Genomic DNA, 23,627 nt, shown 5'->3' with positions numbered 1-23,627 from the left:
AGCCCTGAAGCTCCTGAAAATATCAATATCTAATGAGTTTGTACAGCAAGTAACTTACTCGCTTCCCTTGAAGCCTCCACCATTGCAATCAACGCTTTTTCCGTTTCATCCCAATGACGGGTTTTCAAGCCACAGTCGGGATTTACCCAAAGTTGCTGTGCTGGAATAACTGCTTGTGCTTTTTTCAGCAATTCTACCATTTCTTCTTTCGATGGAACTCTCGGCGAATGAATATCATAAACTCCCGGTCCTATTTCGTTCGGATATTTGAAATCAGCAAAAGCATTCAGCAGCTCCATCTGGCTTCTGGAACATTCAATCGTAATAACATCTGCGTCCATATCGGCAATATTCTGAATAATATCATTAAATTCCGAATAGCACATATGCGTATGAATCTGCGTCGCATCTTCCACACCGCTCGCTGAAATTCTGAAAGCTTCCACTGCCCATTGAAGATAATGCTTCCAGTCAGATTTTCTTAATGGAAGACCTTCACGAATTGCAGGTTCATCAATCTGGATAATTCTGATTCCTGCTTTTTCCAAATCATTCACTTCGTCGCGAATAGCCAGTGCAATTTGTTTGCACGTTAAAGATCGCGGCTGATCATCACGCACAAAAGACCATTGAAGAATAGTTACTGGTCCCGTTAACATTCCTTTCACCCATTTTTTCGTTAAAGATTGCGCATATTCAGACCAGTAAACCGTCATCGGATTCGGTCTGTACACATCTCCGAAAATAACAGGAGGTTTAACACAACGGCTTCCGTAGCTTTGAACCCAGCCGTTTTGCGTAAACACAAATCCTGATAATTGTTCTCCGAAATATTCTACCATATCATTTCTTTCAAACTCTCCGTGAACCAGAACATCAATTCCTATTTCCTCCTGCCAACGGATCGTTCTTTCAGTTTCTTTTTTTAGTAGATCATCGTATTGCTTGGCATTCAGTTCACCCTTTTTAAATTTTGCCCTCCAGTTTCTAACTTCTTTCGTCTGTGGAAATGAGCCAATTGTAGTTGTAGGGAATAAAGGAAGGTTGAGAATATCCTGTTGAGAAATTTTTCGCATGCTGAAAGGTTTGTTTCTTTTAGCATCTTCCTCGGTAGTTACATCTACACGATCCTTCACTTCGCTGTTATGAATGAGAGGTGATGTTTTGCGGCTTTCAATGGCTTTTTTATTTTCAGCTAAAAGCAGGAGTGTGGAATAATCCGGATTTTCTGCGGCTAATTTTTTCAGGGTAACCGTTTCAGAGACTTTCTGTTTAGCAAAAGCCATCCATTGTTTAATTTCGGAGGATAAAACACTTTCGTTGTTCTCCTGATCAAGATCAGAAGGGCTGTGAAGCAATGAGCAGGAAGGAGCAATTAAAATTCTCTCCAAGCCTATTTTATCTGTTGTCTGTCTAATGAGGCGTAGAGATTTTTCGAAATCATTTTTCCATATATTTCTTCCGTCAATTACACCTAATGAAAGATGCAATGTTTCCGGAATTACTTTTAAAACTTCCTCCAACTGTTCCGGACTACGAACCAGATCGAGATGCAGCACATTTACAGGAAGAGAAACAGCCAGAGAAAGATTATCTCTTAAACCTTCAAAATAAGTAGCTACAATGATTTTCAGATGAGGAAACTGTTTTCTTATTTCGGCATAAATCAGACTGTAAGTTTCTTTTGATTTTTCATCCAGATCTAATGCTAAAAATGGTTCATCAAACTGGATGTATTCTGCTCCGTGAGTTTCAAGCTCTTTAAGAATCTGAATATAAACAGGAAGAATTTTCTGAGCCAGCTCCAGCTTATTGAAACCTTCCTCCTTTTCTTTCCCAAGCAGAATATAGGTTAACAAACCTATGATCACCGGTTTTGCATTTATTCCCACTTGTTTAGCATCCAAAAATTCGTTGATAATTTTACGGGAGAACAGCTTAAATTCCTGATTTTTATGGAATTCCGGAACAATGAAATGATAATTGGTATCAAACCATTTTGTCATTTCCATTGCAGTAATGTCCAGACCTTCTTTCTGAAAGCCTCTTGCCATGGCAAAATAGAGATCCGTTTCAGATTTTTTAAGAGCAATCTCTTCATAACGTTCAGGAATAGCGCCTAAAGTTAAAGTCATATCCAAAACCTGATCGTAAAAAGAGAAATCATTACACGGAATAAGATCAATTCCTGCTTCCTGCTGAAGCTTCCAATTGTTTTGTCGGATATTTTTCCCGACGTCCAGTAATTCGTCTAAAGTGATTTTGCCCGACCAATACTGCTCGCAGGCTTTTTTGAGTTTTCGGTTGCTACCAATACGCGGATAGCCAAGAATGTGCGTTTGCATTTTCTTTAAAACTTTTAAATTAAACAATAATTAATGTGTATAAAAGTTCTTCTGATGCTTCGCAATGCTTTTGCAGAAGGAAATAGAATGGAGAGGTAAAGATACAGTAAGGACGCAATTTTCCCTTTACATAAGAGAATGCTCTGAAATTTTATCGTTTTGCACAAAGCTTTTTTCTCAGCAATAAGATGAAAAATTTTTTAACCGTATCCTCTGAAACAGATGCAAAAAACAACTGCTGTATTGATGGTTAGCGAATATTTTTTCATTCTTAAAGTAAGAAATTAATATTAAAAACTTTGCAATTAAAATCAAATTAAAATTTAGATTGCTACGTTCAAAAAAGTATCATCTGTCTGACCAAAAAACTCCAAACCGCGAGAGCATTGTCAATTCGGAATAGGCAGGTCTCCTGACTTGTAACAGCTTTTATCATCCTTCCCGTTTACACAGTGGATATACGTGGATAAAAACCTTTAAAGTATTACTTACAGTTGCGCGACAGCTCGTGATTTTCACACGATTCCCTATTAATCTACTTTACGTAAAACCTTTTCCGTTTGATGAAGTATGTAAAAGAACTGTTTTCTAAACAAATGTAGGAATTATTTGTTTATTTTTTAAGTAATTCAGAAAATTATTCTGAATGAACAGTTATTTGGATTTTTTCGAGAATGTATTTTACAATGAACTGTAGTTGCTTATCTCAATCAGATTTAAATCCGGATCTCTGAAATAAACCGATTGTATTTTTCCTAAAGCTCCGGTTCTTTCAACAATTCCTTCTATGATCTCAATATTCTTTTCCTTTAGTTCCTGTAAAACTTCGTGAATGTCGGTTTCGGAAATAAAACAAAGATCCGCAGAACCACAAGTCGGATATTCAGCTTTTGGTTCAAATTCTTTTCCTTTTTGATGAAGATTGATTTTCTGATTTCCAAAAGTCAGTGCTTTTCTATTTTCTCCAAAAACTAAGACTTCAAAACCAAGAATAGAGGTGTAAAAATCTACCGTTTTTTCAATATCTGCAACCGTTAAAACGAGGTGATCTATATTTTTTATTTTCATGTTTGATTTTCAATTATTAAAGACTATTAAAAGGAATTATTTTTTCTTCAGTTAATTTTTTCTTCAGTCGATCAGCATACTGGTGCGCGAAAGTTTCTTTTTCAACTTTAGATAAAGCTGAGTAGTAATCATCGCGAATTTCTTTTGCCTCATAATCTTCATCACTTTCAAAAGGTCTTTCCACAACTTCTAAGTAATGAACATAATGCCCGAATTCATGCAGTAAAGTTCTGTACAATTGGGTATTTCTTGAAGGCTCTAAATTTAACTGAGAAATAAAACTTCTCTTATTTTGTGTAAAAATATGTCCGTCTCCTTTTAATCTTTCAAATTCTTTCTGATCTTCGATGCTTTGTTTTTTAGACCATATTAACTTTTTGTTTAAATCTATTGAGTCTAAAATTATCGCCGGAAAATATTCGTTTTCGTACTCAAAGCTGTAAACAAGTCTTCCCCAAACCGGAGAGATTATTTCCTTCTTTCTTTTCGGTTGGCGTAAAACAATAAACTTTAAATCTCCGTAATCTTCTTTAGGAATATTTTCGATTATCTTTTCAAGATCAGAAACAGAACAGGAGTGATAACAGTTTTCGCGAAGCTCTTCAATGATAAATAAAAATTCGTGTCCATTTATTATTTTAGATTCTTTTTCATGCTTACCAATTCTTTCGTAAAAAGACTTTAATGTTCCGTTAGGTGTTGAAATTTTCAATTTATTATTTTGACTGAAACCTTGATTTTCGGTTCCTATATTTCTGTTTCTTCTGGTCGCATTGTACATTTTCAGAGCGTAATTATTTTTCGAGATAATTTACATCAAACCATCCTTTATTAAAAGTTACTTTTACCGTGTCATTATTCTGAAGATCAAAAATAGCTTTTAAACCTTTTGAAACTCTATAGCGGTTAATTTTTTGAAGATCCTCTTTATCATGAATAGAATTTTCATTATTCAGCCAAAAGACTTTCTTTTCTTTATCATGAATTACTTCGTAAGTTTTATTGATTTCCGTATTCTTCGTTTTTGAATTGATTAAAAGCAAAGCATTATCCACCAAAGAATGGAGTCCGAAATAAAATCCGATTCCGAATATCATTAAACCCAATAAAATTAAAGGCACAGCCGAAAGCGTAATGCTTTTCCTTGAAATGAAAATAATGATTCCGGCAAGAATAGTAAAAATAAAAACCGTGTATTTCCATGAAAACTCTTTGAAATTTTTTATATCGTCGTTTAAATACAGATCTTTTACAAAGGGTTTGAGAAAAAAATCCTGCAACAAAAGAATGATAATAAAAATAATTACCAAAAAATATTTTCTGAAGAATGCTTTTGCATTGATATTATGGTTATTAGTCATCCTTTTTACTCCGTTCTCTGGAAAATATGTGTCAGTTTAGAATTTTTAATAAAATCCTGAATGGGTGTATCTTTTGTAGCATTTTTATCCGTTAATTCAAAATAATAGATCATTAGATTTGGAAACTTCGGATCTTTGCAGACCACTTTAAAACGCTTAACCTTTTCATCGGTACTTAAAAAACTCAGTTCAGAACCACCACTCAGTTTAATATTATTGACTTCAAAAGAATCTTTCCAGTTTTTTTGAATTTTTGCAAATCGTTTCTGCGTTCTGTCGCTGTCTTCGTTTTCGAATTTATCAACCTGAAATTCCGTTAAAAGCTGAGGATAGATTAATCCTTCTTTAAGCATCGTTTCAGTAATTTTATCAGATTGATCAAAGAAAATCGTTTTATCGTTGAATTTTGCTGTATTATCCTTCAAAACAATGGTTCCGGCAAATTTTCTGTAATTTTTTTTCTTGTAATCGTTTTTAAAATGTTCGGTTACGGCTTTGTCTTTCGGTCCTGCCTTTTCAATTTTCTGCCCCAAAACATTCATGGACAGCAGCAAAGAAAGACTTAGTGAGAATATAGTTTTCATAATTTTTTTACTTCTGATATTTTCTATTAAACTTGTTTAAACTATTTAAGAATTAAACACAAAAGGCACAAAAGACAATGTTAAAGCTAATTTCTATAATAACCAAAATGCTCAAAAAGAATAAAAATCAAAGATTTTTAAAAACTATTGTGCCCTTTTTGATTTGTAATGATCAACTTTAAATAAAAGTTTAGTTCATTTTTTGTGACTTTTGCGATTAAACAAAAGTTTAAACAGACTTATTGTAATAAATTTTTTAAAGCATCTTTCAGATCCGGAAATTCAAACTGAAAACCTGCTTTCTGAATTTTTTCCGATGAAGCTCTCGAACCTTCCAGCAAAGCCTCAGAAAGTTCTCCGAACATCAGTTTCAACACAAAAGCGGGAACATTAGGCATAAATAAAGGCTTGTGAAGCACTTCCGCCATATTTTTTGTCAGATTTTCATTCGTTGTATGTTGCGGTGAATTCGCATTGAATGCACCATCCAGTTCAGCATTTTTTAAAGCAAATTCGTAAATCGAACAAATATCATTAATATGAATCCACGGCATATATTGTTTTCCCGTTCCGATTGGCGAGCCGATGCCCATTTTTACAGGCGGAAGCATTTTTTTTAAAGCGCCGTCTTTTTCCGAAAGCACCACCGCAGTACGGATTTTCACGACTCTTTCAGCAACATTTTGTTCCTTAAAATCATCCGCAGCTTTTTCCCACAGAACTACCACCTTACTTAAAAAATCATTTCCAGGACCATCATTTTCAGTAAAAATTTTTTCCGTTGTTTTGGTTCCGTAATAATTGATTCCGGAAGCAGATATGAAGGATTTTAATTTGATATTATTTTTTTGCAGAGTTTTTAAAAGCAAACCTGCAGAATCTACACGGCTTGAAATCAGTTCTTTTTTTCTTTCATCAGTCCATCTTTTCTCCGAAATATTGGCTCCTGCAAGATGAATGATATGCGAAACATTCTCAAAAGCTTTTTCGTCGATCGTCGCTTTTTTAATATCCCATTCAAAATCGTTGCTGTTCTGTTTTTTTCGCGTAAGAAAACGTACATTATACTCTTTTTCAAGTTTTTTAGATAATTCTTTGGCAACCAATCCGTTTGCACCTGTGATAAGAACAGTTTCTTTCATGTTAAAAATCTTTGTTGTTTCTAAGCCTGATTTTTTACGATCAGAACAAAATCATCCTCCAGAAGTTTATAGCCGTAATCGTAAATAAATCTATATTCAGATCCGTTTTTATAAACTTTCAGATTCGTTATATAATCGAAATCAAAACCTAAGCCATCGAGCTTAGATTTGGCAACTTTTGTTTTTCCGTCGGTATTTACTTCCGTCAGAATTCTATAGTTTTTGCGGAGCTTGTTATTGATGTTCCGCATCAGATTGCTGGAATCCTTGTTCTGTTTGTTATTGTAGGCGTTTCGGCAGGCATCATTACAGAATTTTTTGTCGGATCTGCCAATAATTTTTTCGCCGCATTCGAGACAATTCATACTTTTTTCATTTTGTGTGGATGTTTGTGTTTTTTCTTCAGTAAATATGTAAACCGGTTATGATTCGGATAACTTCTGTTCGAAGTGATATTATTGAAAATTAAAGCAATAATTAATAGAATCATGCATCCTGAAAGAACAGGAGAAAGAACATACCAATATCCCAGTTCCGGAATTTTCCCAGTCGAACTTACCGCAATAAGCGAAGTAGCTCCGCCCGGAGGATGCAGAGTTTTCGTGTACTGCATCAAAACGATGGAAAAAGCAACAGCCAGAGGCGCAGAAAGCCAGATAATATCCGGAACGATTTTATAGACTGTAACTCCCACTAAAGCTGACAGAACGTGTCCTCCGATTAAATTTCTCGGTTGCGCAAGAGGACTTTGAATGGCTCCGTAAATTAAAACACTTGAAGCTCCGAAAGAACCGATTAAAAAGATATTTTCTGTAGCCGACAAAGTGTGCGACTGGATGAAAGCAATTATTCCAATTCCGAAAAACGCTCCCAGAAAAGACCAGAAATGTTCTTTATAGTCTACTAAAGTTTCTCTGTAAATCACATATTTAGAAACCCGAAATGTTCTTTTTATTGTCTTCTTCATAGCATTTCAAAGATACAAAATTATCCGTTTGCAAACGACTACAAACGAATTTAAATAGTTTTCTACCGACTCCGGTTCTGAAATTCAGCAACCTTTGCCACAGAGATTTGAGAAAAAGATAACGTCTCTTATCTGAATGTTAAATATAAAAAAATATAAAGTTATGTCACTAAGAAACAAAGTTACCCTAATCGGATTTACAGGAAAAGAAGTAGAGATCATCAGCTTCGATAACGGAAATGTAAAGGCTGTCGTTTCCCTTGCAACATCAGATCACTACACCAATGCGAGAGGTGAAAAAGTGGAGGAAACACAATGGCACAATCTGGTTGCTTTCGGAAAAACGGCTGAAATATTCCAGAAATACGTTCCGAAAGGAAAAGAAATTGCTGTAGAAGGAAAACTTACTTACAGATCGTATGACGATAAAGACGGTGTAAAAAGGTACATTACGGAAATTCGTGTAGATGAAATTCTTTTGTTAGGAGGAAAATAACCTAAAAATTGCAAGCCATGAAAATAAAAGTTTTTAAAATCGGACTGGACGACAGACATCTTGAGAAAGATCAGAAAACACTTGAAGCTTTTCTGGAATCCCACGATATTATAAAAGTTGAAACCGCTTTTGTTCAGGATGAAAAATACTGGTCGGTCGTTCTGTATTTTGAAGAATTGAAAATCGTTCAGCAAAATGTAGTAAAAGACTCTAAAACGGCAAAATACTCCGCAGAAGATGAAGCCTTAAATAATGATGAATTAAAAATTCTGGAAGCCCTGAAATACTGACGTTCCGAAAAAGCGAAAGAACAGAACTTACCAAGCTATTTTATTGCTTCCAATAAAGAACTGATGTCTGTAGCCAAATATAAGCCTGTAAAAAAAGAGGAATTGCGCGATATCAAAGGTTTCGGAAAACACAAAATAGAAAATTACGCTGAAGAAATTTTGGAAATATTAGAAAGTATCTGATCTTCATGTATTTTAAGTATTTTCAAACCTCACAGGTTTTTAAAACCTGTGAGGTTTAGTATTATTTTCTGATAAAGTTTAAACGGGTTTATGTGTAGTAAAAGTCCTTTCAATTCCTTATTTTTGCAGCTTATACATATTAATATCATTTATCTATTATAAAATGAAACCAAGTTTAGCAAAAGGGACGAGAGATTTTACGGCACTGGAAGTTGCAAGAAGAAGATACATCATCAATACTTTACAGAAAAACTTCGAGTTATTCGGATTTCAGCCACTGGAAACACCTAGCTTTGAAAATCTTTCAACATTAACGGGAAAATACGGGGAAGAAGGAGATCGCCTGATTTTTAAGATTTTAAATTCGGGAGATTACACTTCTAAAGTAAATCAGGAAGATTGGGAAAGTAAAAATCATCAAAAACTGACTTCTCAAATTTCTGATAAAGCCCTTCGTTACGATCTTACGGTACCTTTTGCAAGATTTGTGGCAATGAATCATAATCAGCTTACTTTTCCTTTTAAAAGGTATCAGATTCAACCGGTTTGGAGAGCGGATCGCCCTCAAAAAGGAAGATTCAGAGAGTTTTATCAATGCGATGCGGATGTTGTAGGAAGCGAAAGTCTTTTACAGGAAGTAGATCTGGTTCAGTTGTATCTGAAATCTTTTGCGGAGCTTGGAGTTTCTGTAACTATTCATATCAACAACCGTAAAATTCTTTCCGGATTGGCAGAATTTGCAGGAATTACCGATAAATTAATAGATTTCACGGTAGCTTTGGATAAATTAGACAAAATAGGAAAAGACGGTGTTGTAAAAGAATTACTGGAAAGAGGAATTGCTCAGGAATCGATTGACAAACTAGATTTCCTTTTTAACCAGTCGGATGATGCGCTGGAAAACCTTCTTCAGTTAAAAGAAAAGTTCGCCGGAAATGAAACAGGACTGAAAGGAGTAGAAGAGCTTGAATTTGTGATTACACAATCTTTAAATCTTGGAGTTGATATTCAGAATCTTGTTTTTGACATTACTTTGGCAAGAGGTCTGGATTATTACACCGGAGCGATTTTCGAAGTAAAAGCAGATGAAGTTCAGATGGGTTCTATCGGCGGCGGCGGAAGATATGATAATCTTACGGAAGTTTTTGGTGTTAAAAATATTCCGGGAATCGGGATTTCTTTTGGTCTGGACAGAATTTATCTCGTGATGGAAGAACTCGGTCTTTTCCCTGAAGAAGCTACCTCTAAAGTAGAATTTCTTTTTGCCAATTTCGGAGGAAATGAAACTATAGAAGCCTTAAAACTGATCAGGCAATTGAGAGAAAAAGGAATTTCCGCAGAAATGTATCCCGAAGCGGCAAAGATCGGTAAACAGTTCACCTATGCGGAGAAAAAAGGAATTAAAAATCTGGTATTCTTAGGCGAAGAAGAAATTAAAAACGGAACGGTAACTTATAAAGATCTCGAAGCAGGAGAACAGAAAACGGTTTCTCTGGAAGAGTTTTTGGGATAAAAATAAAATCAGAAAACTAAAAAGCATCATTAATCCTGATGCTTTTTTATTTTCAGTTGGTACGATTTAATTACAAATTTGTATTTTAGAAAATCATAAATTGTTTTATGCTTTTTTTAAACTTTTAAACATGAAAACCAAATGAACAATATTTGTGGATTGTGTGGAACGCCTTTAACATCTATGGATAAGCTTTTGGGCGAAAATAAACTGGCGGACAATCATATTCTGTGTAACAAATGCCTGAATGAGGCTTCCAATATCAATAAGGATGTTGTCAATAATCTGCAGCAGTTTTTCCTGCCCGAAATCAGGGGGATTATTTTGCAGGGAAAAATTGGCGAAACTGAAAATTTTGGATCGTCACAGACTTCAAACTTTCAGAGTCCCGAAACACCGTCTTTTGGATTTGGAGGAACAGTGACCAGACTTGATGATATTCAGGATCAGATTGTTGCCCTGAATGCGAGGTTAAGCATCTTTGTAAACAGTGAAGTAAAGGAACTCGTTCATATTTTAGAAAATAATGAAAAGTTAACCGCTATTGCAGAAGGTCTTACCATACCTGCAAAAGTGGAAGGTCTTTTATTTTCTACGCAGAAAAGAGTTGTTTTTATTGATAAAAAACTTTTTGGAAATGTGCAGAAAGACGAATATCTCTTCGAAAATATCCGTTCTGTAGATCATGTGGAAAGTCTTTTGTATTCAACGTTAAAAATTTTCTCTAAAAACGGTTCCACAGCAGAGTTTAAGCTTCATAATAAAAATGACGGAAAGAATTTCTGCAATGCGGTTAATCAATATCTGAATGGTACGATCAGTCAGTCTACTTCACAACAACAACAACAACAACAACAACAACAAATTCAGTCTTCGTCTTTTAATTTGTACAATATGCCGGTTTCTGAGAATCCGTTTCAAAAGCCTGCGGAATTGAATCCTGTACAGCAAAATTCCGGTATACCAAAAGAAGCACCGGAAGTTATTTTTGAACAGTTGGAAAAACTTGGAAAACTTCGGGAAATGGGCGTTCTGACGGATCAGGAATTTACAGAACAGAAGAAAAAATTATTAGACCGACTTTAATCCCTGTTTTTAACTAAAAACTTGTTTAAACTAATTTCAGAATTAACCGCAAAAGGGACAAAAGAAAATGTTAAAGCGAATTTCCAGAATAATCAAAGCACTCAAAAGAATAAAAATCAAAGATTTTTAAAAACTATGGTGAGCTTTTTTTATTTATCATGATCAACTTTAAATAAAAAATTGAGTAGATCTTTTGCATTTAAATAAAAGTTCAAACAGACTTTAAATCAAAAATTAAAAACGGGTTAAATATAATAATACATGACAATGAACAATCATTGCGGATTGTGTGGAAAAGAACTGACTTCAATCGACACGATGTTGGGCGAAAATAAACTGTCTGACGGAAATATCATCTGTAATTCATGCCTTGAAAAAGCGAGTGCGATGAACGAAGTACTGCTTTCGGATTTGCATCGCTTCAGTTTAAAAGATCTTGAAAATCTCCTCCATAACGGAGAAATTGCTCAAGAGGAAACAGTTCAGGAAAATATTGATGAAAATTTACCTTCAATAGCAGATTCAGAACAAAATGCGCTTTCAAAAGATCTTTATAAAAAAAGACTGAAAGAGATAAAAAAGCAACTGGAAAGTTTAAGAGCCAATCTTTCTCTGTTTACAAAAGGAGAAATTAAAGAACTTCCGTATGTTCTTGATTCTGATGAAAAAATTTTAGCGATTATAGATGCTCAGTTCGCCAAAACAACGGATGCGGGAATTTTGCTCGTTACGCCCAAAAGAATCATTTCGGTTTCCAAAGCGATGTTTTCTCCGGCAAAAGTGAATGAATTTCTTAATGAGGATATTCTTGAAGTAAGCTTCGTCAAAAACTTTGTATCGCCAAACATCAGAATTCATACAAAAGACAAAATGTTTGAGTTTGAGTCGTTTTTTAATAAAGATTATGCTGAAGATTTTTACCAGTTCATCAGCAAAATATACAACAGGGAAGACGTTTCGGAAGCATCCTCTGCAGAACAGGATGTAATTTCTGAAAGCGTTCTTAAGCAGCTCGAAAAATTAGGAAAATTAAGAGAAAACGGCATTTTAACGGAGGAAGAATTTACCTTACAGAAGAAAAAACTATTAGAAAAACTATGATGAAAGCATTCTTTTTAGGAAGACTTGTTTAAACTTTTATCTAAAAATTAAAACCAATGGAAAATTATCTTGAAATCAATAAAAATTCGTGGAATGCGAAAGTAGAACCTCATCTCAAATCCGATTTCTATTTTGTAGATGAATTTTTGCAGGGAAGAACTTCGTTAAATTCAATTGAATTAGATCTTTTAGGAGATGTAAAAGATAAAACTATTCTTCATTTGCAGTGTCATTTCGGGCAGGATTCTATTTCGCTGTCGAGAATGGGCGCAAAAGTTACGGGAATCGATTTGTCGGATAAAGCCATTGCGGCGGCAAAAGATCTGGCTCAGAAAGCAGCAACCGATACATAATTTATCTGTACAGATCTGTACAGTCTTCCTGATGTTTTCGATCAGAAATTCGATATTGTTTTTACAAGCTACGGAACAATCGGCTGGCTTCCCGATTTGGGAGAGTGGGCAAAAATCATTACCCGTTTTCTGAAACCGGAAGGAAAATTCATCATGGCAGAATTTCATCCTGTAGTCTGGATGTACGATGACGATTTCAAAGGCGTACAATACAACTATTTCAACGAAAAACCGATTGTGGAAACCTATGAAGGAACTTATGCAGATCAGTCTGCGGATATCGTTCAGGAGTATGTGATGTGGAATCATTCTCTGGCGGAAGTTCTTCAGAATTTAGTTAATGAGGATCTTCAGATCAAAAAGTTTCAGGAATTCGACTGGTCACCGTACCCATGTTTCAGGCACGTTGAAGAATTTGAAAAAGGAAAATGGAGAATACCTCAGTTCGGAAATAAAGTTCCTTTGGTTTTTGCCATTGAAGCACAAAAAAAGTCATCGTAATAAAAACTACGATGACTTTCCTGTATATATGAATGTTAAAATAAACTATTTATGGTCTAGCTTACCGCTTCCTGAGCCTTATTCTTAAGATCTTCCGCTTTATCCTGAGCCTGAGAAGCTACGTCGTTTGCTTTATCTTTTACCTGCGAAGCAACGTTGTTGGCTTTATCTTTAAGATCATTTCCCCATTTGTTTAGGTTGTCTTTTGCAGTGTTGATCTTATCTTTCACTATTTGCTTATCTTCTTCAGAAGAATTTTTGTATTTCCAGTATGCAAGTGCTCCTAATCCTAATAACGCTAATAAGCCTTTTGTCTTATTTCCCATGATTTCTATTTTTTTAAGTTAATATTAAAGTTTGATGTTAGTAATCATGTAAAATTTGTGCCAAAAAAATAAACAGACTTATAAAATAATGTTAAATTTAATTGAAAACTTCATAATTTTCTCCGTCAAAACTTGCAAAAACCATAGTGGGATAAGAATCCTGATGGTATATATTTCCGTTTTTATCAATAGCAATCGCACCTGCAAAGCCATCGATGGTTTTTAATTCGTCGAAAGTTTTTGTAAACGCTTCTTCTATCGTCATGCCGTCTGTAACCCGGGTTACAATTTTCGTTGCAGTGGCATTGCTTACAATATCTTCACCCACTCCGGTACAGCTTACCGCACAGAAAGAATTCGCATAATTTCCGGCAACTGTTGCCGAATCGGATATCCTTCCCGGGATTTCAAAACCTTTTCCTCCGGTAGAAGTGGCAACGGCTAATTTTCCGTCCTTATCAATCGCCACACAGCCTACCGTTCCTTTTCCGCCGTTTTCAAGTTTCGCTTCATATTCTCTTCTCCTTTGCGGAATTTCAGTTGAAAAATTCTCGAAACCATGTTCTGTTGCGTAATTTTTGGCGCCGCTTCCTCCCAACACTCTATCGTCTTCCTTCATCAGTTCTTTCGCTACAAAAACAGGATTCTTCACCTCCTGAATATTGATAACACCGCTTAATTTCTGGGTTTCTCCATCCATAATCGCTGCACTCATCCTGATCACGCCATCGCTCTGGATCTGCGAACCGATTCCTGCATTGTAAAGCTCATCATCTTCCAGCAAAGAAACAGCGTACGCAACGGTATCAAATGCCGAGTTGGTTTTTAAATAATCGAATGCTTTCTGAGCAATGCTTTTTAATGAATTTTGCTTGGCTGTTTTCACTTCGTGACTCTGGTCGCTTTCCGAGAAAAATCCGCCGTGGATGATTATTTTCATATATTCTGATGTCGTTTATATTTTATTTGGAGCTTACTCCCGCTATCCACTGTATCTTTTGGGTTACGGACTCCGCTTAGCTCCGTCCGCAACCCAAAAGGATGCCGTTTCTATCGGGGCTAAGATTTTCCTGCATATTTCAATCGTTCACTGTGCTTTTCACTGGTCACGAATCTCATTTATATTACAATCCTGAGATTCTTTCTATCCACGATAAAATTAAGCATCAATCCTTATTGAAAATCTTGGATTTTCCTGCGCCTTAAAGATTTGAGACGAATAAAAATCTTGCTTCTTTGCATTTTCCAACAGGAATATTTTATTTAAAAAAGTTCGTTGTAAATATCTAAAATTGTCACAGGAACAATTCACCATTTACCATTCACATTCTACTTTTCCTGCGGGATCGGATTAAACTGAGAATTTTCGATGGTCAGCGCTTTAGTCGTAAGATCATAATGATCGTTCATCGACATTACATGAACCGTTAAATTATCAATAGAAATAGGCTCTCCAAGATTAATATTCGTAAGATTCGTGTCTTTAATAAACCTTCCGTCCACCAGAATCACCAGTCCCGAACCTACCGCCGTCATCACATCATTGTGGATGAACAATCCGGTATCTTCTCCCAGACCGATTCCCAAAGTTCTCGGATTGTTTACCACCGCCTGAAAAAGTCTTCCGATTCTTCCTCTCTGTACGAAATGCGTATCGATAATCACATTATCAATCAGTCCTAAACCCTGAGTCGTTTTAATTTCTCCTTTCAGCAAAGCTTCGGAACTGCTTCCCTGATAAATCATATTCTCCGATGCCGCAGCGGCTCCGGCAGAAGTTCCTGAGTAGATGAAATCCTGTTCCTGATATTTCAGTAAAATGGTATCGTGAAACCTTGTTCCGCCAAGAATTGAAGTCAGTCTCAACTGATCTCCACCTGTAAACATCACCACATCTGCAGCATTGGCTCTTGCAACAATAGCATCAGAATTCGCTTCCTCACGGTTATGAATATCAAGGATGTTTACATTTTTAGCGCCTAAAAACTCGAAGGCTTTTTTATATTCGGAACCTACAATTTGCGGAATCTGAGAGGCAGTGGTGATAATCTCAATAACGGAATTCTCTTTCAATTTAGATTCATTAATAATCTTTCGAAGAATTCCCCTCTCAAAAAAATTCAGGTTTTTTTCTACACTTTGATCAAAATCGGTTTCTGCAAAACTTCCTTTGTTTACAGCACCTCCGATAACAATTAATTTTCCAACAGGTTTCATCATAGGGTGCAAATTTAAAAAATAATTAACATTTGAGAAAGGATTAAGAGGGATTGATAATCAATAAGTGAAAATAAAACTTAAAAAGCAGGTATGAGAAGTGATTGTGAGAATGTTTAAGTTTTACAAAAATTAAAATTAGAGCCTTTTTTTAAGCTATCGCCATCTTTTTCTTTTATAATCAGTATTTTGAGCAAAAGTTTAACTCATCTTTTTGTTATTTTTGTGGTTGTGTAAAAGAATAGAGTTATTTTTTTAATAAAAGTTCAGCCAATTTCTGTCTTTAATCCCATCAAATAAAAACAATGATGAATTGTTAATTGCAGCCATTGAGCCGAATCTTAAATTCAATATATATTTTAACACAGTAAATTTCTAAATCAGATCACCAATGTTTCACCCTAATCATTTATTAAAGTCCCTGTTTTTATTCTTAAGTTTTTTCTCCCATGCCCAGATTTCCGTAAGCGGAAATTTTTCTATGAAACCTGATTCTTATGAAGCCATGGTTATTGACAGCAGTTATCAGAATATTTACTATAAAGCAGAATTTGTTAAAGATCCCAAAAAGAAAAAGCTGGAAACAACCTGTGTTTTGCAGATAGGAAAGAAATTTTCTAAATTTTCAGATTTTAATGTATTGCGCAAAGATTCTTTAATGGAAAAATACAGTCATTTGGAGAAAATAGGAGCTAAATAATTAGGCCAGTCCCTTAATTTAGCGGAAAAATGGAGAAGTATTTTAATTAAAAATTTTCAGGAAAATAACATTACGGTACAGGATAAAACAAATATTACGTACCAATATGAAGAAAAACAGCCCGCTCTCGACTGGAAACTTGAAAACGAGACCAGAGAAATCCTTGGGTATATATGCCATAAAGCCACTACGAAGTATCGGGGAAGAAAATATACAGCATGGTATTGCAAAGAAATTCCTATTAACAACGGTCCTTATATTTTTCAGAATCTTCCCGGTTTAATTTTAGAATTGGAAGACAGCGACAATAATTTTCATTTTACAGCCATTGCAATGGATAAAAAGATAAATGCGGTCTATCTGAGAAATGAAAAAAGAATTCTTCATATAACCCGAGAGCAGTTTAGAAAAGCATTGCAAACGTATCATGACAATCCCGGCTTTTTTCATGGAAAAGCGTATAACGAAGATGGCAGCCAGATCGCTGTAAAATCTCCTCCTCTTCCGTATAATCCCATCGAATTGGAATAAGTTTCAGCGGAGGGTAAAAGGTATTGTCTCTACAGAAAACAGCAGTTTTCCAAGCGTAAAAACAGATTGATCCTTCTGAAATAGATTTCAGCTTAAAGGTAAACGCAATTCATCCCACAGAGAACAGCATTTTGATGGACGAAAAACCCTGTTGACCTTTGTGTGCAGTCATTTTGTCTGGAGTCTCGAAATAATTACCCTGCAAACCAAAGGTTTTGACCTGATGAAAAATCTCATTCACTCTAGTTTATAAGTTATTTAATAAATATTTAACTTATTGACTTATCTCTTTTACTAATAAACGCTTCGACATACTCAGACTGAAGATGTTTAAATATTGCGGTTGGTATTCGAGGTTTCATCCTGAGCTTGGCGAAGGATCTCTGTTAGAAAACGCTTGCTGATTTTTAATCCCATCAAGAACAGATTTTTTCCAATACATATTTTTTATTTGCTTACCATGAGTAAGGATGATTCTCTTTGTCAGATCCTATTATTTCTTAGTTTTCAATGATTTGGAGATATACTGAAAAAGTGAAATAAATATCATTATTGAAAAATATGTTTAACTATATATTAAATTTGTAATAAAAATTATTTTATTAGTATTTAAATTAAAAACAAATAACCATGTATATCAAACAGGAAGAATATCTTCCGCTGGCAAAAGACCTTATCGCCAGTTTCAGCAGAGACCTTTTGCTTTTTGCAGAGGAAGATCACAATTATATGCTGGCATATAAAAATGCTTTTCAGTCGAAAATTACAGAAGTAGAGCAGAGAGAAGCCAGTAATACAGCTCTGGTACAGCAGAAACAGGCAACGCAGGCACTTTATCTTTTAGGAGAAGATCTGAAAAAACCTCTTAAAAGTCTGCGGATACGCATTGAAAGAGCTGGAATTCCCACTAACCTCACCACACAGATTCTTACGGATATTAAGAAACGTAATTTTGAAGGAGTAGGCAGCAAGCTTACAGATCTTATTTCATTAGTCAATGCCCATCTTACGCTTTTACAGGATAAAGGAATGAAAAGTACGATACCTCAGGATTTGCAGGATTTTCAACTGGCTATTGCCGCAAGAGCCGATGAGCAGACGCAGTTAATGAAAAAGGTAGCAGGAATCATCGGCACTCAAAAAGAACTCTACGACGGCTTATACAAATATATTTCTGAGATCTGCGAAGATGGCAAATTAATCTTCGAAGGACAGCAGAAAGCCGATGAATATATCATCAAAAGAATGCTCGCCAAGCTGCATGTGGATAAGGTGAAAAGCGGGGAGGGGAAGATAACTTCTTAGATGTTTTTAGTTTGCATTGGTACAGTGTGGCAATGCAAATGTTGTACAACATTTTACAAAAAACGCATAATCAAATGAATGAAAACTTAAAAAAACTTTATGAAGATAATTGGAGTATTTTCTCTCAGAAGTTGATTGGAATTATTAATGATGAAGGAAAAGAAAATAAACCAACCAATCCCTTACTTCTTTTTGTAGATGAGAAAAAATACAAAAACGCTGATATAAAGATTATGATTTTTGGACAAGAAACAAATGATTGGGAAGGGGATTTTCAAAATAATCCAAATCTTTCATTAGAAACTTATAATGATTTTTATAACTCTAATGATTGCTTTGGTTACGCAGGTCAATTTTGGAATGGGTACAATAGATTTCTTACACTTTTGAGTAACAAATATCCAAATAAATAAATTGCTAGCGTATGGAATAATGTGATTAAAGTTGGAAACTCGGGAAGAAATAAAAATTATCCACCAGAATATATTTATAACATTGAGAAAGAATATTTTAATGTAATTAGTGATGAAATTAATATATTAAATCCTGATGCAATAATTTTTTTCTCAGGTCCAAATTATGATAATGAAATAAGAAACTCTCTTAGAGATATATCTTTTCAGCAATTATCTGAAAAATTCAGTGAAAGAGCTCTTGCGAAACTTAACTATGCAAATCGACCTAATTTATTTAGAACTTATCACCCAAATTATCTATGGAGAAATAATATAAATGATTTTTTTGAAGAGATAATTAAAGATATTAAAATTGGAATACAATGATAAATTATGAATAAAAAGCAAATTTTTGGAATATTAAGTACTTTTTTTATTTTGGTATTAATTATTACTAATCCCTCAGAAGAAAGTCATATAGAGAAAGTGAAGTCAAAATTAAGAGTAGCTCTAAAGAAAAATATGACTAAAGAATTAGAAAATAAAAGTTCAAATGTTTTTGAATCAATAGGAAATGGTATTGGATTTTTATTGGTTGATAGTATGATTGATAAAATGACCGAAGGATTTATTACACGAAACAATTATTTATTGTTCTCTACAACAAATGTTGACTAAAAAGGTGAAAATAAAATTATCGGTTTAGGAATTCTAGGAAATATTTACTTGACAGAAAAAATTGATGAGTTGTTTGAAAAGCCTCAAGCTAAACAAGATGTTAGTAAAAACGTAAGTCCGCCAATTTTTGAAAAGAAAAATATTGAACAAACAATATCAGATATTGATATGACTAATTTTTCAAGAATAGATTCCTTATTAATTCAACAAATTAATCTGCCAGAAACAGCTACGCATTCACTGAACTGTTCAAATGATAATTATTTTTGCAATGTAGCATATGAATGGAGTAATCTCTACGATGAGATTCCTTCTGAATACAAGAAAAACGTTATTACGACTGGAAGATAAATATCCAATGGAAATGAATGATTTTTACGGCTTAAACAAAGGATTTTATTGGGGTAGCAAATATGAAAACTTAAGCAAAATTGGGGAAGAAATTCAAAATATTGGATTTGATAATGAAAATGTATCATTCAAAGCTGGAATGGTATATTTTTATGTAAGATATGCTCTATTAAAAGAAAAATATTAAAAAATAAAAAAATGTCGTGCAACAAGGGTTTACTAAAAGCGGTGTTACAGTGCTTCGATTGAGCATTTGCGCAAAGTTCAACATTAGTAATTCAATTTGTCTTTTATATTAACTTTGTACGGATTTGTTTCAATACTCCAACTACACAAAGCCAAAAGCCGTTAAGATATTATAAAACAATATATGGATAACCCAATTAGTCTTTACGATAACTTCTTTTTTTCGAAAGAGAGTGAATGCGCAATTTTTCAATTAATAAATGGGAAAGTATTCCTTGCGAATAAATATTCTGTTAAAGAACTTGAGATAACCAAAATTATCGAGTGTCAGAACAATCAAGTTCGTTATTTTAAAAGAATTAATGGAAAGGAAAAATGGGGAGTTATTTCATTTTCTGGATATGAAATCATACCTCCAATATATGATTATATTTCCCCTGTAATTGATAATAGATTTTATAAAGTATTTGAGGGTGATTATTTATGGGAATATGATGATAATTCATATGATTATTTTGCTGAAAATATAGATACACATTCTTGGAATGGAGATTACTATATTGGAACACTGAAAAATGGAAAATGGGGTTTGATAGAGATAGAATACGATTCAACATGTACTGTGTTAATTTCTCCTGAATTTGAATGGTTAAACATGATAGACAAAAAAATTGTCTGCTGTAATGCTGGAGGAAGTCTGATAAAGTGGTACGATGGAGATGATAAAGAGTATAAAATTGAATGTATTGGGGGATTATCGAAAATCATCGAAGTTTCGAAATGGGATAATAGAATAGAAACTGAATTTGGCACTTTTAGTGAAGTTATGGAAAGATTTAAATCAGAATATTCAAAAAAAATTTTTGAAAATCACACTTATCAGTATCAGTTTATTTTTGATCCACATAAAATTGATTAAAACAATACATAAAAGGTTTTTTCAGAAGAGTTTAAAGAGGTAATCTTATTGAAATTTTTATATTTAAAGTTGGACTTAGCAGATTTGCAGATCTTTATTTAAAACTGGACACGGAAGACCGTGAAAAAATTTGTAGTTACTTTTAATAACTGTATAGATTTTACCCTAATATAGATGATTGATAGATTTGAGAATCATTTAAGGTTATTCTTGATATTTTAATATTTTTTATTCATTTTTTAATAAATGTTTAACTGTGGTATAGTTTCGTTTCGGGTTTTACATTATCTTTGAATAAATGGAGTTATTGTTAACTATTAAAAAAATGCAAATAGACTATGAAAATTGAGAAGATACAGGCGTTAAGGGGACCAAACATTTGGAGCATCAGAAGAAAGAAGCTGATACAGATGAGATTGGATCTCGAAGAAATGGAGAATTTCCCAACCAATAAAATTGACGGCTTCAGAGAAAGAATAGAAAAACTGATTCCCTCTTTGTTCTCTCACAGATGTTCCGAAGGAGTAGAAGGCGGTTTTTTTCACCGTATCGAAACGGGAACATGGATGGGACACGTTATTGAGCATATCGCGTTGGAAATCCAGACTTTAGCCGGAATGGACGTTGGTTTCGGAAGAACGCGCGAAACAAAAACTCCGGGAGTGTACAATGTCGTATTCAACTATATCGAAGAAAATGCAGGAATTTACGCAGCCGAAGAATCGGTGAAAATTGCAGAAGCTTTAATAAAAGGGGAAGAGTACGATTTGAATGCCTGTATAAAAAAACTGAAAGAAATCAGGGAAAGAGTGCGTCTCGGTCCTTCTACAGGAAGTATCGTGGAAGAAGCCGTTTCCCGAAGAATTCCTTGGATTCGTCTGGGAACCAACTCTTTGGTTCAGTTGGGTTATGGCGTGAATCAACAGAGATTTCAGGCGACTATTACAGGAAATACAAGTTCAATCGCGGTAGATATTGCCTGTAATAAAGAATTAACCAAAAAAATGCTCCATGATGCGGCTATTCCTGTTCCTATCGGAGATTTGATAGTTGATGAAGAAGGATTGAACAGTGTCATTAGAAAAATTGGCTATCCTGTCGTTATCAAACCACTTGACGGAAACCACGGAAAAGGTTCTTCAATTAATGTAAACGACTGGGAATCTGCAAAAATAGGTCTTGAACACGCTCAGAAATACTCAAGAAAAGTAATTGTTGAGAAATACATTACAGGATACGATTTCAGGGTTTTGGTCATCAACAATAAAATGGTTGCCGCTGCAAGAAGAGTTCCGGCTCACGTTGTAGGAGATGGAGAACTGAATCTTCAGCAATTAATTGATAAAGAAAATAAAGATCCGAGAAGAGGTTACGGACACGAAAATGTTTTAACCGAAATCCTAATTGATAAAGATACTACCGAGCTTCTTGAAAAACTTCAGTATACTCTGGAAACCGTTCCGCAGAAAGGAGAAGTGGTTTATCTGAAATCAACCGCCAATCTCTCTACGGGAGGAACTTCTATTGATGTTACCGATATGGTACATCCGGAAAACATTACCATGGCTGAAAGGATTTCAAAAATCATCGGTCTTGATGTCTGCGGAATTGATATTATGGCTGAAAATTTAACCCAGCCTTTAAAAGAAAGCGGAGGTGCCATCATTGAAGTAAATGCAGCTCCCGGATTCAGAATGCACTTGGCTCCAAGTGAAGGATTGCCGAGAAACGTTGCGGCTCCCGTTGTAGATATGCTGTATCCGCAGGGAAAACCTTTTACGATCCCGATTATTGCCGTAACGGGAACCAATGGTAAAACAACCACGACAAGATTAATTTCGCATATTGTTAAAAGCAACGGTTACAGAGTAGGTTTCACCACATCGGACGGAATTTATATTCAAAATACGATGTTGACGAAAGGAGATACAACAGGACCTCTTTCCGCTGAATTTATCCTGAAAGATCCAACCGTAGAATTTGCCGTTCTGGAAACTGCAAGAGGCGGAATTTTACGTTCCGGTTTAGGATTTTCTCAGTGCGATATCGGTGTTTTAACCAATATCAAGGAAGATCATTTGGGAATGAACGATATCCACAATCTGAAAGATCTTACCAGAGTAAAAAGGGTTGTTCTGGACAGCGTGAAGAAAAACGGATGGAGCGTGATGAATGCCGACGACGAATATTCCATGAGAATTGTTAATGATCTCCATTCCAATGTAGCTATTTTCAGTATGGATGAGAACAATCCGCACATCAGGAAATTTGCAAAAGAAGGAAAGATTACCTGCGTGTATGAAGAAGGATTTGTAACCATTAAAAAAGGAGACTGGAAGATCAGGATCGGAAAGGCTAAAGATTTCCCGATCACGATGGAAGGAAAGGCTAAATTCATGATCGAAAACGTTCTCGCAGCAAGTCTGGCATCTTATCTTTATGGTTTCGGGATCGAGGATATTTCTAATTCTCTGAGAACGTTTATTCCAAGTGCGCAGCTTACACCGGGAAGACTCAATGTATTTAAATTCAAAAGCTTTAAAGTATTAATCGATTTCGCACACAATCCTGCAGGATATGAAGCAATTGAAGATTATCTTAAAAACGTTGAAGCAACGAAGAAAATAGGGATTATTTCCGGGGTAGGAGACAGAAGAGATAACGACATTAAAGAATGCGGAAGAATTGCAGGAAGAATGTTCGATCACATTATCATCCGAAATGAAAAACACCTTCGCGGAAGAACCGAGGATGAAATCAACGGTTTAATTATCGAAGGAATGCAGTCTTCCGGAAGAGATGTAAGCTATGAGATTATACCAAAAGAAATTGAAGCCCTGAAACACGCCATGGGAATGGCAGAAGAAGGAACCTTCATTACCGCTTTAAGCGATGTGATTTCGAATGCCATTGATCTGGTTCAGGAATATCAGGCGAGAGAATTGCTTGAGGATGATAAAATATAATGTAAATACAGTTTAAAAGTTTCGGCGGCATCGAAGATGCCGCCGAAACTATATCTTGAAGTC

General features: G+C 34.9%; 27 protein-coding genes, 2 pseudogenes and 1 riboswitch. Of the genes and pseudogenes, 18 read left to right on the top strand and 11 right to left on the bottom strand.

What is annotated here, in order from left to right; genetic code table 11:
* Window positions 1–29: 29 nt before the first annotated feature.
* The 8 genes from metE to B0E34_RS14320 all read right to left on the bottom strand — a co-directional run bounded on the left by metE (window position 30) and on the right by B0E34_RS14320 (window position 7,467).
* A complete protein-coding gene (gene metE, locus B0E34_RS14355) occupies window positions 30–2,345 on the bottom strand; it encodes a 5-methyltetrahydropteroyltriglutamate--homocysteine S-methyltransferase (protein ID WP_087710482.1) in 2,316 nt (771 codons plus the stop codon).
* 385 nt (window positions 2,346–2,730) lie between these two features.
* Window positions 2,731–2,915: riboswitch (cobalamin riboswitch) on the bottom strand.
* Window positions 2,916–3,026: 111 nt separating this feature from the next.
* A complete protein-coding gene (locus B0E34_RS14350; protein ID WP_087710480.1) occupies window positions 3,027–3,413 on the bottom strand; it encodes a VOC family protein in 387 nt (128 codons plus the stop codon).
* Between the two features lie 16 nt (window positions 3,414–3,429).
* Window positions 3,430–4,194, bottom strand: a complete 765-nt coding sequence (locus B0E34_RS14345) for a hypothetical protein (RefSeq protein ID WP_087710478.1) — start codon at window positions 4,192–4,194, stop codon at window positions 3,430–3,432.
* Between the two features lie 13 nt (window positions 4,195–4,207).
* Window positions 4,208–4,774: a hypothetical protein gene (locus B0E34_RS14340; RefSeq protein WP_087710476.1), complete on the bottom strand. Its 567-nt coding sequence runs from the start codon at window positions 4,772–4,774 to the stop codon at window positions 4,208–4,210.
* Between the two features lie 5 nt (window positions 4,775–4,779).
* Window positions 4,780–5,358, bottom strand: a complete 579-nt coding sequence (locus B0E34_RS14335) for a hypothetical protein (RefSeq protein WP_123956636.1) — start codon at window positions 5,356–5,358, stop codon at window positions 4,780–4,782.
* Window positions 5,359–5,597: 239 nt separating this feature from the next.
* On the bottom strand, window positions 5,598–6,500 hold the full coding sequence (locus B0E34_RS14330; RefSeq protein ID WP_087710472.1) for a TIGR01777 family oxidoreductase: 903 nt from the start codon (window positions 6,498–6,500) through the stop codon (window positions 5,598–5,600).
* 20 nt (window positions 6,501–6,520) lie between these two features.
* On the bottom strand, window positions 6,521–6,865 hold the full coding sequence (locus tag B0E34_RS14325) for a hypothetical protein (RefSeq protein WP_087710470.1): 345 nt from the start codon (window positions 6,863–6,865) through the stop codon (window positions 6,521–6,523).
* Window positions 6,862–7,467, bottom strand: a complete 606-nt coding sequence (locus B0E34_RS14320; protein WP_087710468.1) for an HPP family protein — start codon at window positions 7,465–7,467, stop codon at window positions 6,862–6,864. The genes B0E34_RS14325 and B0E34_RS14320 overlap by 4 nt, the downstream gene beginning before the upstream one ends.
* Window positions 7,468–7,630: 163 nt before the next feature.
* Here B0E34_RS14320 and B0E34_RS14315 point away from each other — a divergent pair, with 163 nt between their 5' ends.
* The 7 genes and pseudogenes from B0E34_RS14315 to B0E34_RS14290 all read left to right on the top strand — a co-directional run bounded on the left by B0E34_RS14315 (window position 7,631) and on the right by B0E34_RS14290 (window position 12,990).
* Window positions 7,631–7,963 (top strand): single-stranded DNA-binding protein, encoded by a 333-nt coding sequence (locus tag B0E34_RS14315; protein WP_087710588.1) that lies wholly within the window; start codon window positions 7,631–7,633, stop codon window positions 7,961–7,963.
* A 17-nt stretch (window positions 7,964–7,980) separates the two neighbouring features.
* A complete protein-coding gene (locus B0E34_RS21610) occupies window positions 7,981–8,253 on the top strand; it encodes a hypothetical protein (RefSeq protein WP_228423083.1) in 273 nt (90 codons plus the stop codon).
* Between the two features lie 12 nt (window positions 8,254–8,265).
* Window positions 8,266–8,436, top strand: a pseudogene (locus B0E34_RS21605) (HRDC domain-containing protein); the annotation flags it as partial.
* A 163-nt stretch (window positions 8,437–8,599) separates the two neighbouring features.
* Window positions 8,600–9,949 carry a histidine--tRNA ligase gene (hisS, locus tag B0E34_RS14305; protein WP_087710466.1) on the top strand — a complete coding sequence of 450 codons (1,350 nt, stop codon included), beginning with the start codon at window positions 8,600–8,602 and terminating at the stop codon, window positions 9,947–9,949.
* Between the two features lie 141 nt (window positions 9,950–10,090).
* A complete protein-coding gene (locus tag B0E34_RS14300; RefSeq protein WP_087710586.1) occupies window positions 10,091–11,035 on the top strand; it encodes a PH domain-containing protein in 945 nt (314 codons plus the stop codon).
* 261 nt (window positions 11,036–11,296) lie between these two features.
* Window positions 11,297–12,136: a PH domain-containing protein gene (locus tag B0E34_RS14295; RefSeq protein ID WP_087710464.1), complete on the top strand. Its 840-nt coding sequence runs from the start codon at window positions 11,297–11,299 to the stop codon at window positions 12,134–12,136.
* 56 nt (window positions 12,137–12,192) lie between these two features.
* Window positions 12,193–12,990, top strand: a pseudogene (locus tag B0E34_RS14290) (class I SAM-dependent methyltransferase).
* Window positions 12,991–13,046: 56 nt separating this feature from the next.
* Here the strand turns inward: B0E34_RS14290 and B0E34_RS14285 are convergent.
* Together B0E34_RS14285 and B0E34_RS14280 are read right to left on the bottom strand one after the other, a co-directional pair.
* Window positions 13,047–13,316, bottom strand: a complete 270-nt coding sequence (locus B0E34_RS14285) for a YtxH domain-containing protein (RefSeq protein WP_076390001.1) — start codon at window positions 13,314–13,316, stop codon at window positions 13,047–13,049.
* 97 nt (window positions 13,317–13,413) lie between these two features.
* Window positions 13,414–14,256 carry an isoaspartyl peptidase/L-asparaginase gene (locus B0E34_RS14280; protein ID WP_087710462.1) on the bottom strand — a complete coding sequence of 281 codons (843 nt, stop codon included), beginning with the start codon at window positions 14,254–14,256 and terminating at the stop codon, window positions 13,414–13,416.
* Between B0E34_RS14280 and B0E34_RS21130 the strand changes: the two genes are divergently transcribed.
* Complete coding sequence (locus B0E34_RS21130; RefSeq protein ID WP_123956634.1) at window positions 14,243–14,452, top strand: hypothetical protein; 210 nt, start codon at window positions 14,243–14,245, stop codon at window positions 14,450–14,452. The two genes, B0E34_RS14280 and B0E34_RS21130, sit on opposite strands and share 14 nt — an antisense overlap.
* A gap of 193 nt (window positions 14,453–14,645) precedes the next feature.
* Here the strand turns inward: B0E34_RS21130 and B0E34_RS14275 are convergent, their stop codons facing one another.
* Window positions 14,646–15,533 (bottom strand): cyanophycinase, encoded by an 888-nt coding sequence (locus B0E34_RS14275; protein WP_076390530.1) that lies wholly within the window; start codon window positions 15,531–15,533, stop codon window positions 14,646–14,648.
* A 391-nt stretch (window positions 15,534–15,924) separates the two neighbouring features.
* Here B0E34_RS14275 and B0E34_RS14270 point away from each other — a divergent pair, with 391 nt between their 5' ends.
* The 10 genes from B0E34_RS14270 to cphA all read left to right on the top strand — a co-directional run bounded on the left by B0E34_RS14270 (window position 15,925) and on the right by cphA (window position 23,564).
* Window positions 15,925–16,233: a hypothetical protein gene (locus tag B0E34_RS14270; RefSeq protein WP_087710460.1), complete on the top strand. Its 309-nt coding sequence runs from the start codon at window positions 15,925–15,927 to the stop codon at window positions 16,231–16,233.
* A 39-nt stretch (window positions 16,234–16,272) separates the two neighbouring features.
* Window positions 16,273–16,764 (top strand): GLPGLI family protein, encoded by a 492-nt coding sequence (locus tag B0E34_RS14265; protein ID WP_087710458.1) that lies wholly within the window; start codon window positions 16,273–16,275, stop codon window positions 16,762–16,764.
* A gap of 630 nt (window positions 16,765–17,394) precedes the next feature.
* On the top strand, window positions 17,395–18,069 hold the full coding sequence (locus B0E34_RS14260; RefSeq protein ID WP_087710456.1) for a hypothetical protein: 675 nt from the start codon (window positions 17,395–17,397) through the stop codon (window positions 18,067–18,069).
* A 74-nt stretch (window positions 18,070–18,143) separates the two neighbouring features.
* Complete coding sequence (locus B0E34_RS14255) at window positions 18,144–18,482, top strand: hypothetical protein (RefSeq protein WP_123956632.1); 339 nt, start codon at window positions 18,144–18,146, stop codon at window positions 18,480–18,482.
* Between the two features lie 21 nt (window positions 18,483–18,503).
* On the top strand, window positions 18,504–18,851 hold the full coding sequence (locus tag B0E34_RS14250) for a hypothetical protein (RefSeq protein WP_087710453.1): 348 nt from the start codon (window positions 18,504–18,506) through the stop codon (window positions 18,849–18,851).
* Between the two features lie 6 nt (window positions 18,852–18,857).
* Window positions 18,858–19,142, top strand: a complete 285-nt coding sequence (locus B0E34_RS14245) for a DUF4359 domain-containing protein (protein ID WP_087710451.1) — start codon at window positions 18,858–18,860, stop codon at window positions 19,140–19,142.
* Between the two features lie 48 nt (window positions 19,143–19,190).
* Window positions 19,191–19,493 (top strand): hypothetical protein, encoded by a 303-nt coding sequence (locus tag B0E34_RS21125; RefSeq protein WP_123956630.1) that lies wholly within the window; start codon window positions 19,191–19,193, stop codon window positions 19,491–19,493.
* A 13-nt stretch (window positions 19,494–19,506) separates the two neighbouring features.
* Entirely contained in the window at window positions 19,507–19,680 is a 174-nt protein-coding gene (locus tag B0E34_RS21355; protein WP_165762990.1) for a hypothetical protein, read from the top strand.
* 183 nt (window positions 19,681–19,863) lie between these two features.
* Window positions 19,864–20,598: a hypothetical protein gene (locus B0E34_RS14235; RefSeq protein WP_087710447.1), complete on the top strand. Its 735-nt coding sequence runs from the start codon at window positions 19,864–19,866 to the stop codon at window positions 20,596–20,598.
* 338 nt (window positions 20,599–20,936) lie between these two features.
* Window positions 20,937–23,564 carry a cyanophycin synthetase gene (gene cphA, locus B0E34_RS14230; RefSeq protein WP_087710445.1) on the top strand — a complete coding sequence of 876 codons (2,628 nt, stop codon included), beginning with the start codon at window positions 20,937–20,939 and terminating at the stop codon, window positions 23,562–23,564.
* Window positions 23,565–23,627 lie beyond the last annotated feature (63 nt).

The organism is Chryseobacterium mucoviscidosis (assembly GCF_002177115.1).
GTDB classification, from domain to species: domain Bacteria; phylum Bacteroidota; class Bacteroidia; order Flavobacteriales; family Weeksellaceae; genus Chryseobacterium; species Chryseobacterium mucoviscidosis.
Note: the sequence above shows the minus strand (reverse complement) of the source record. Positions and strands in the feature narration are given on the sequence as shown.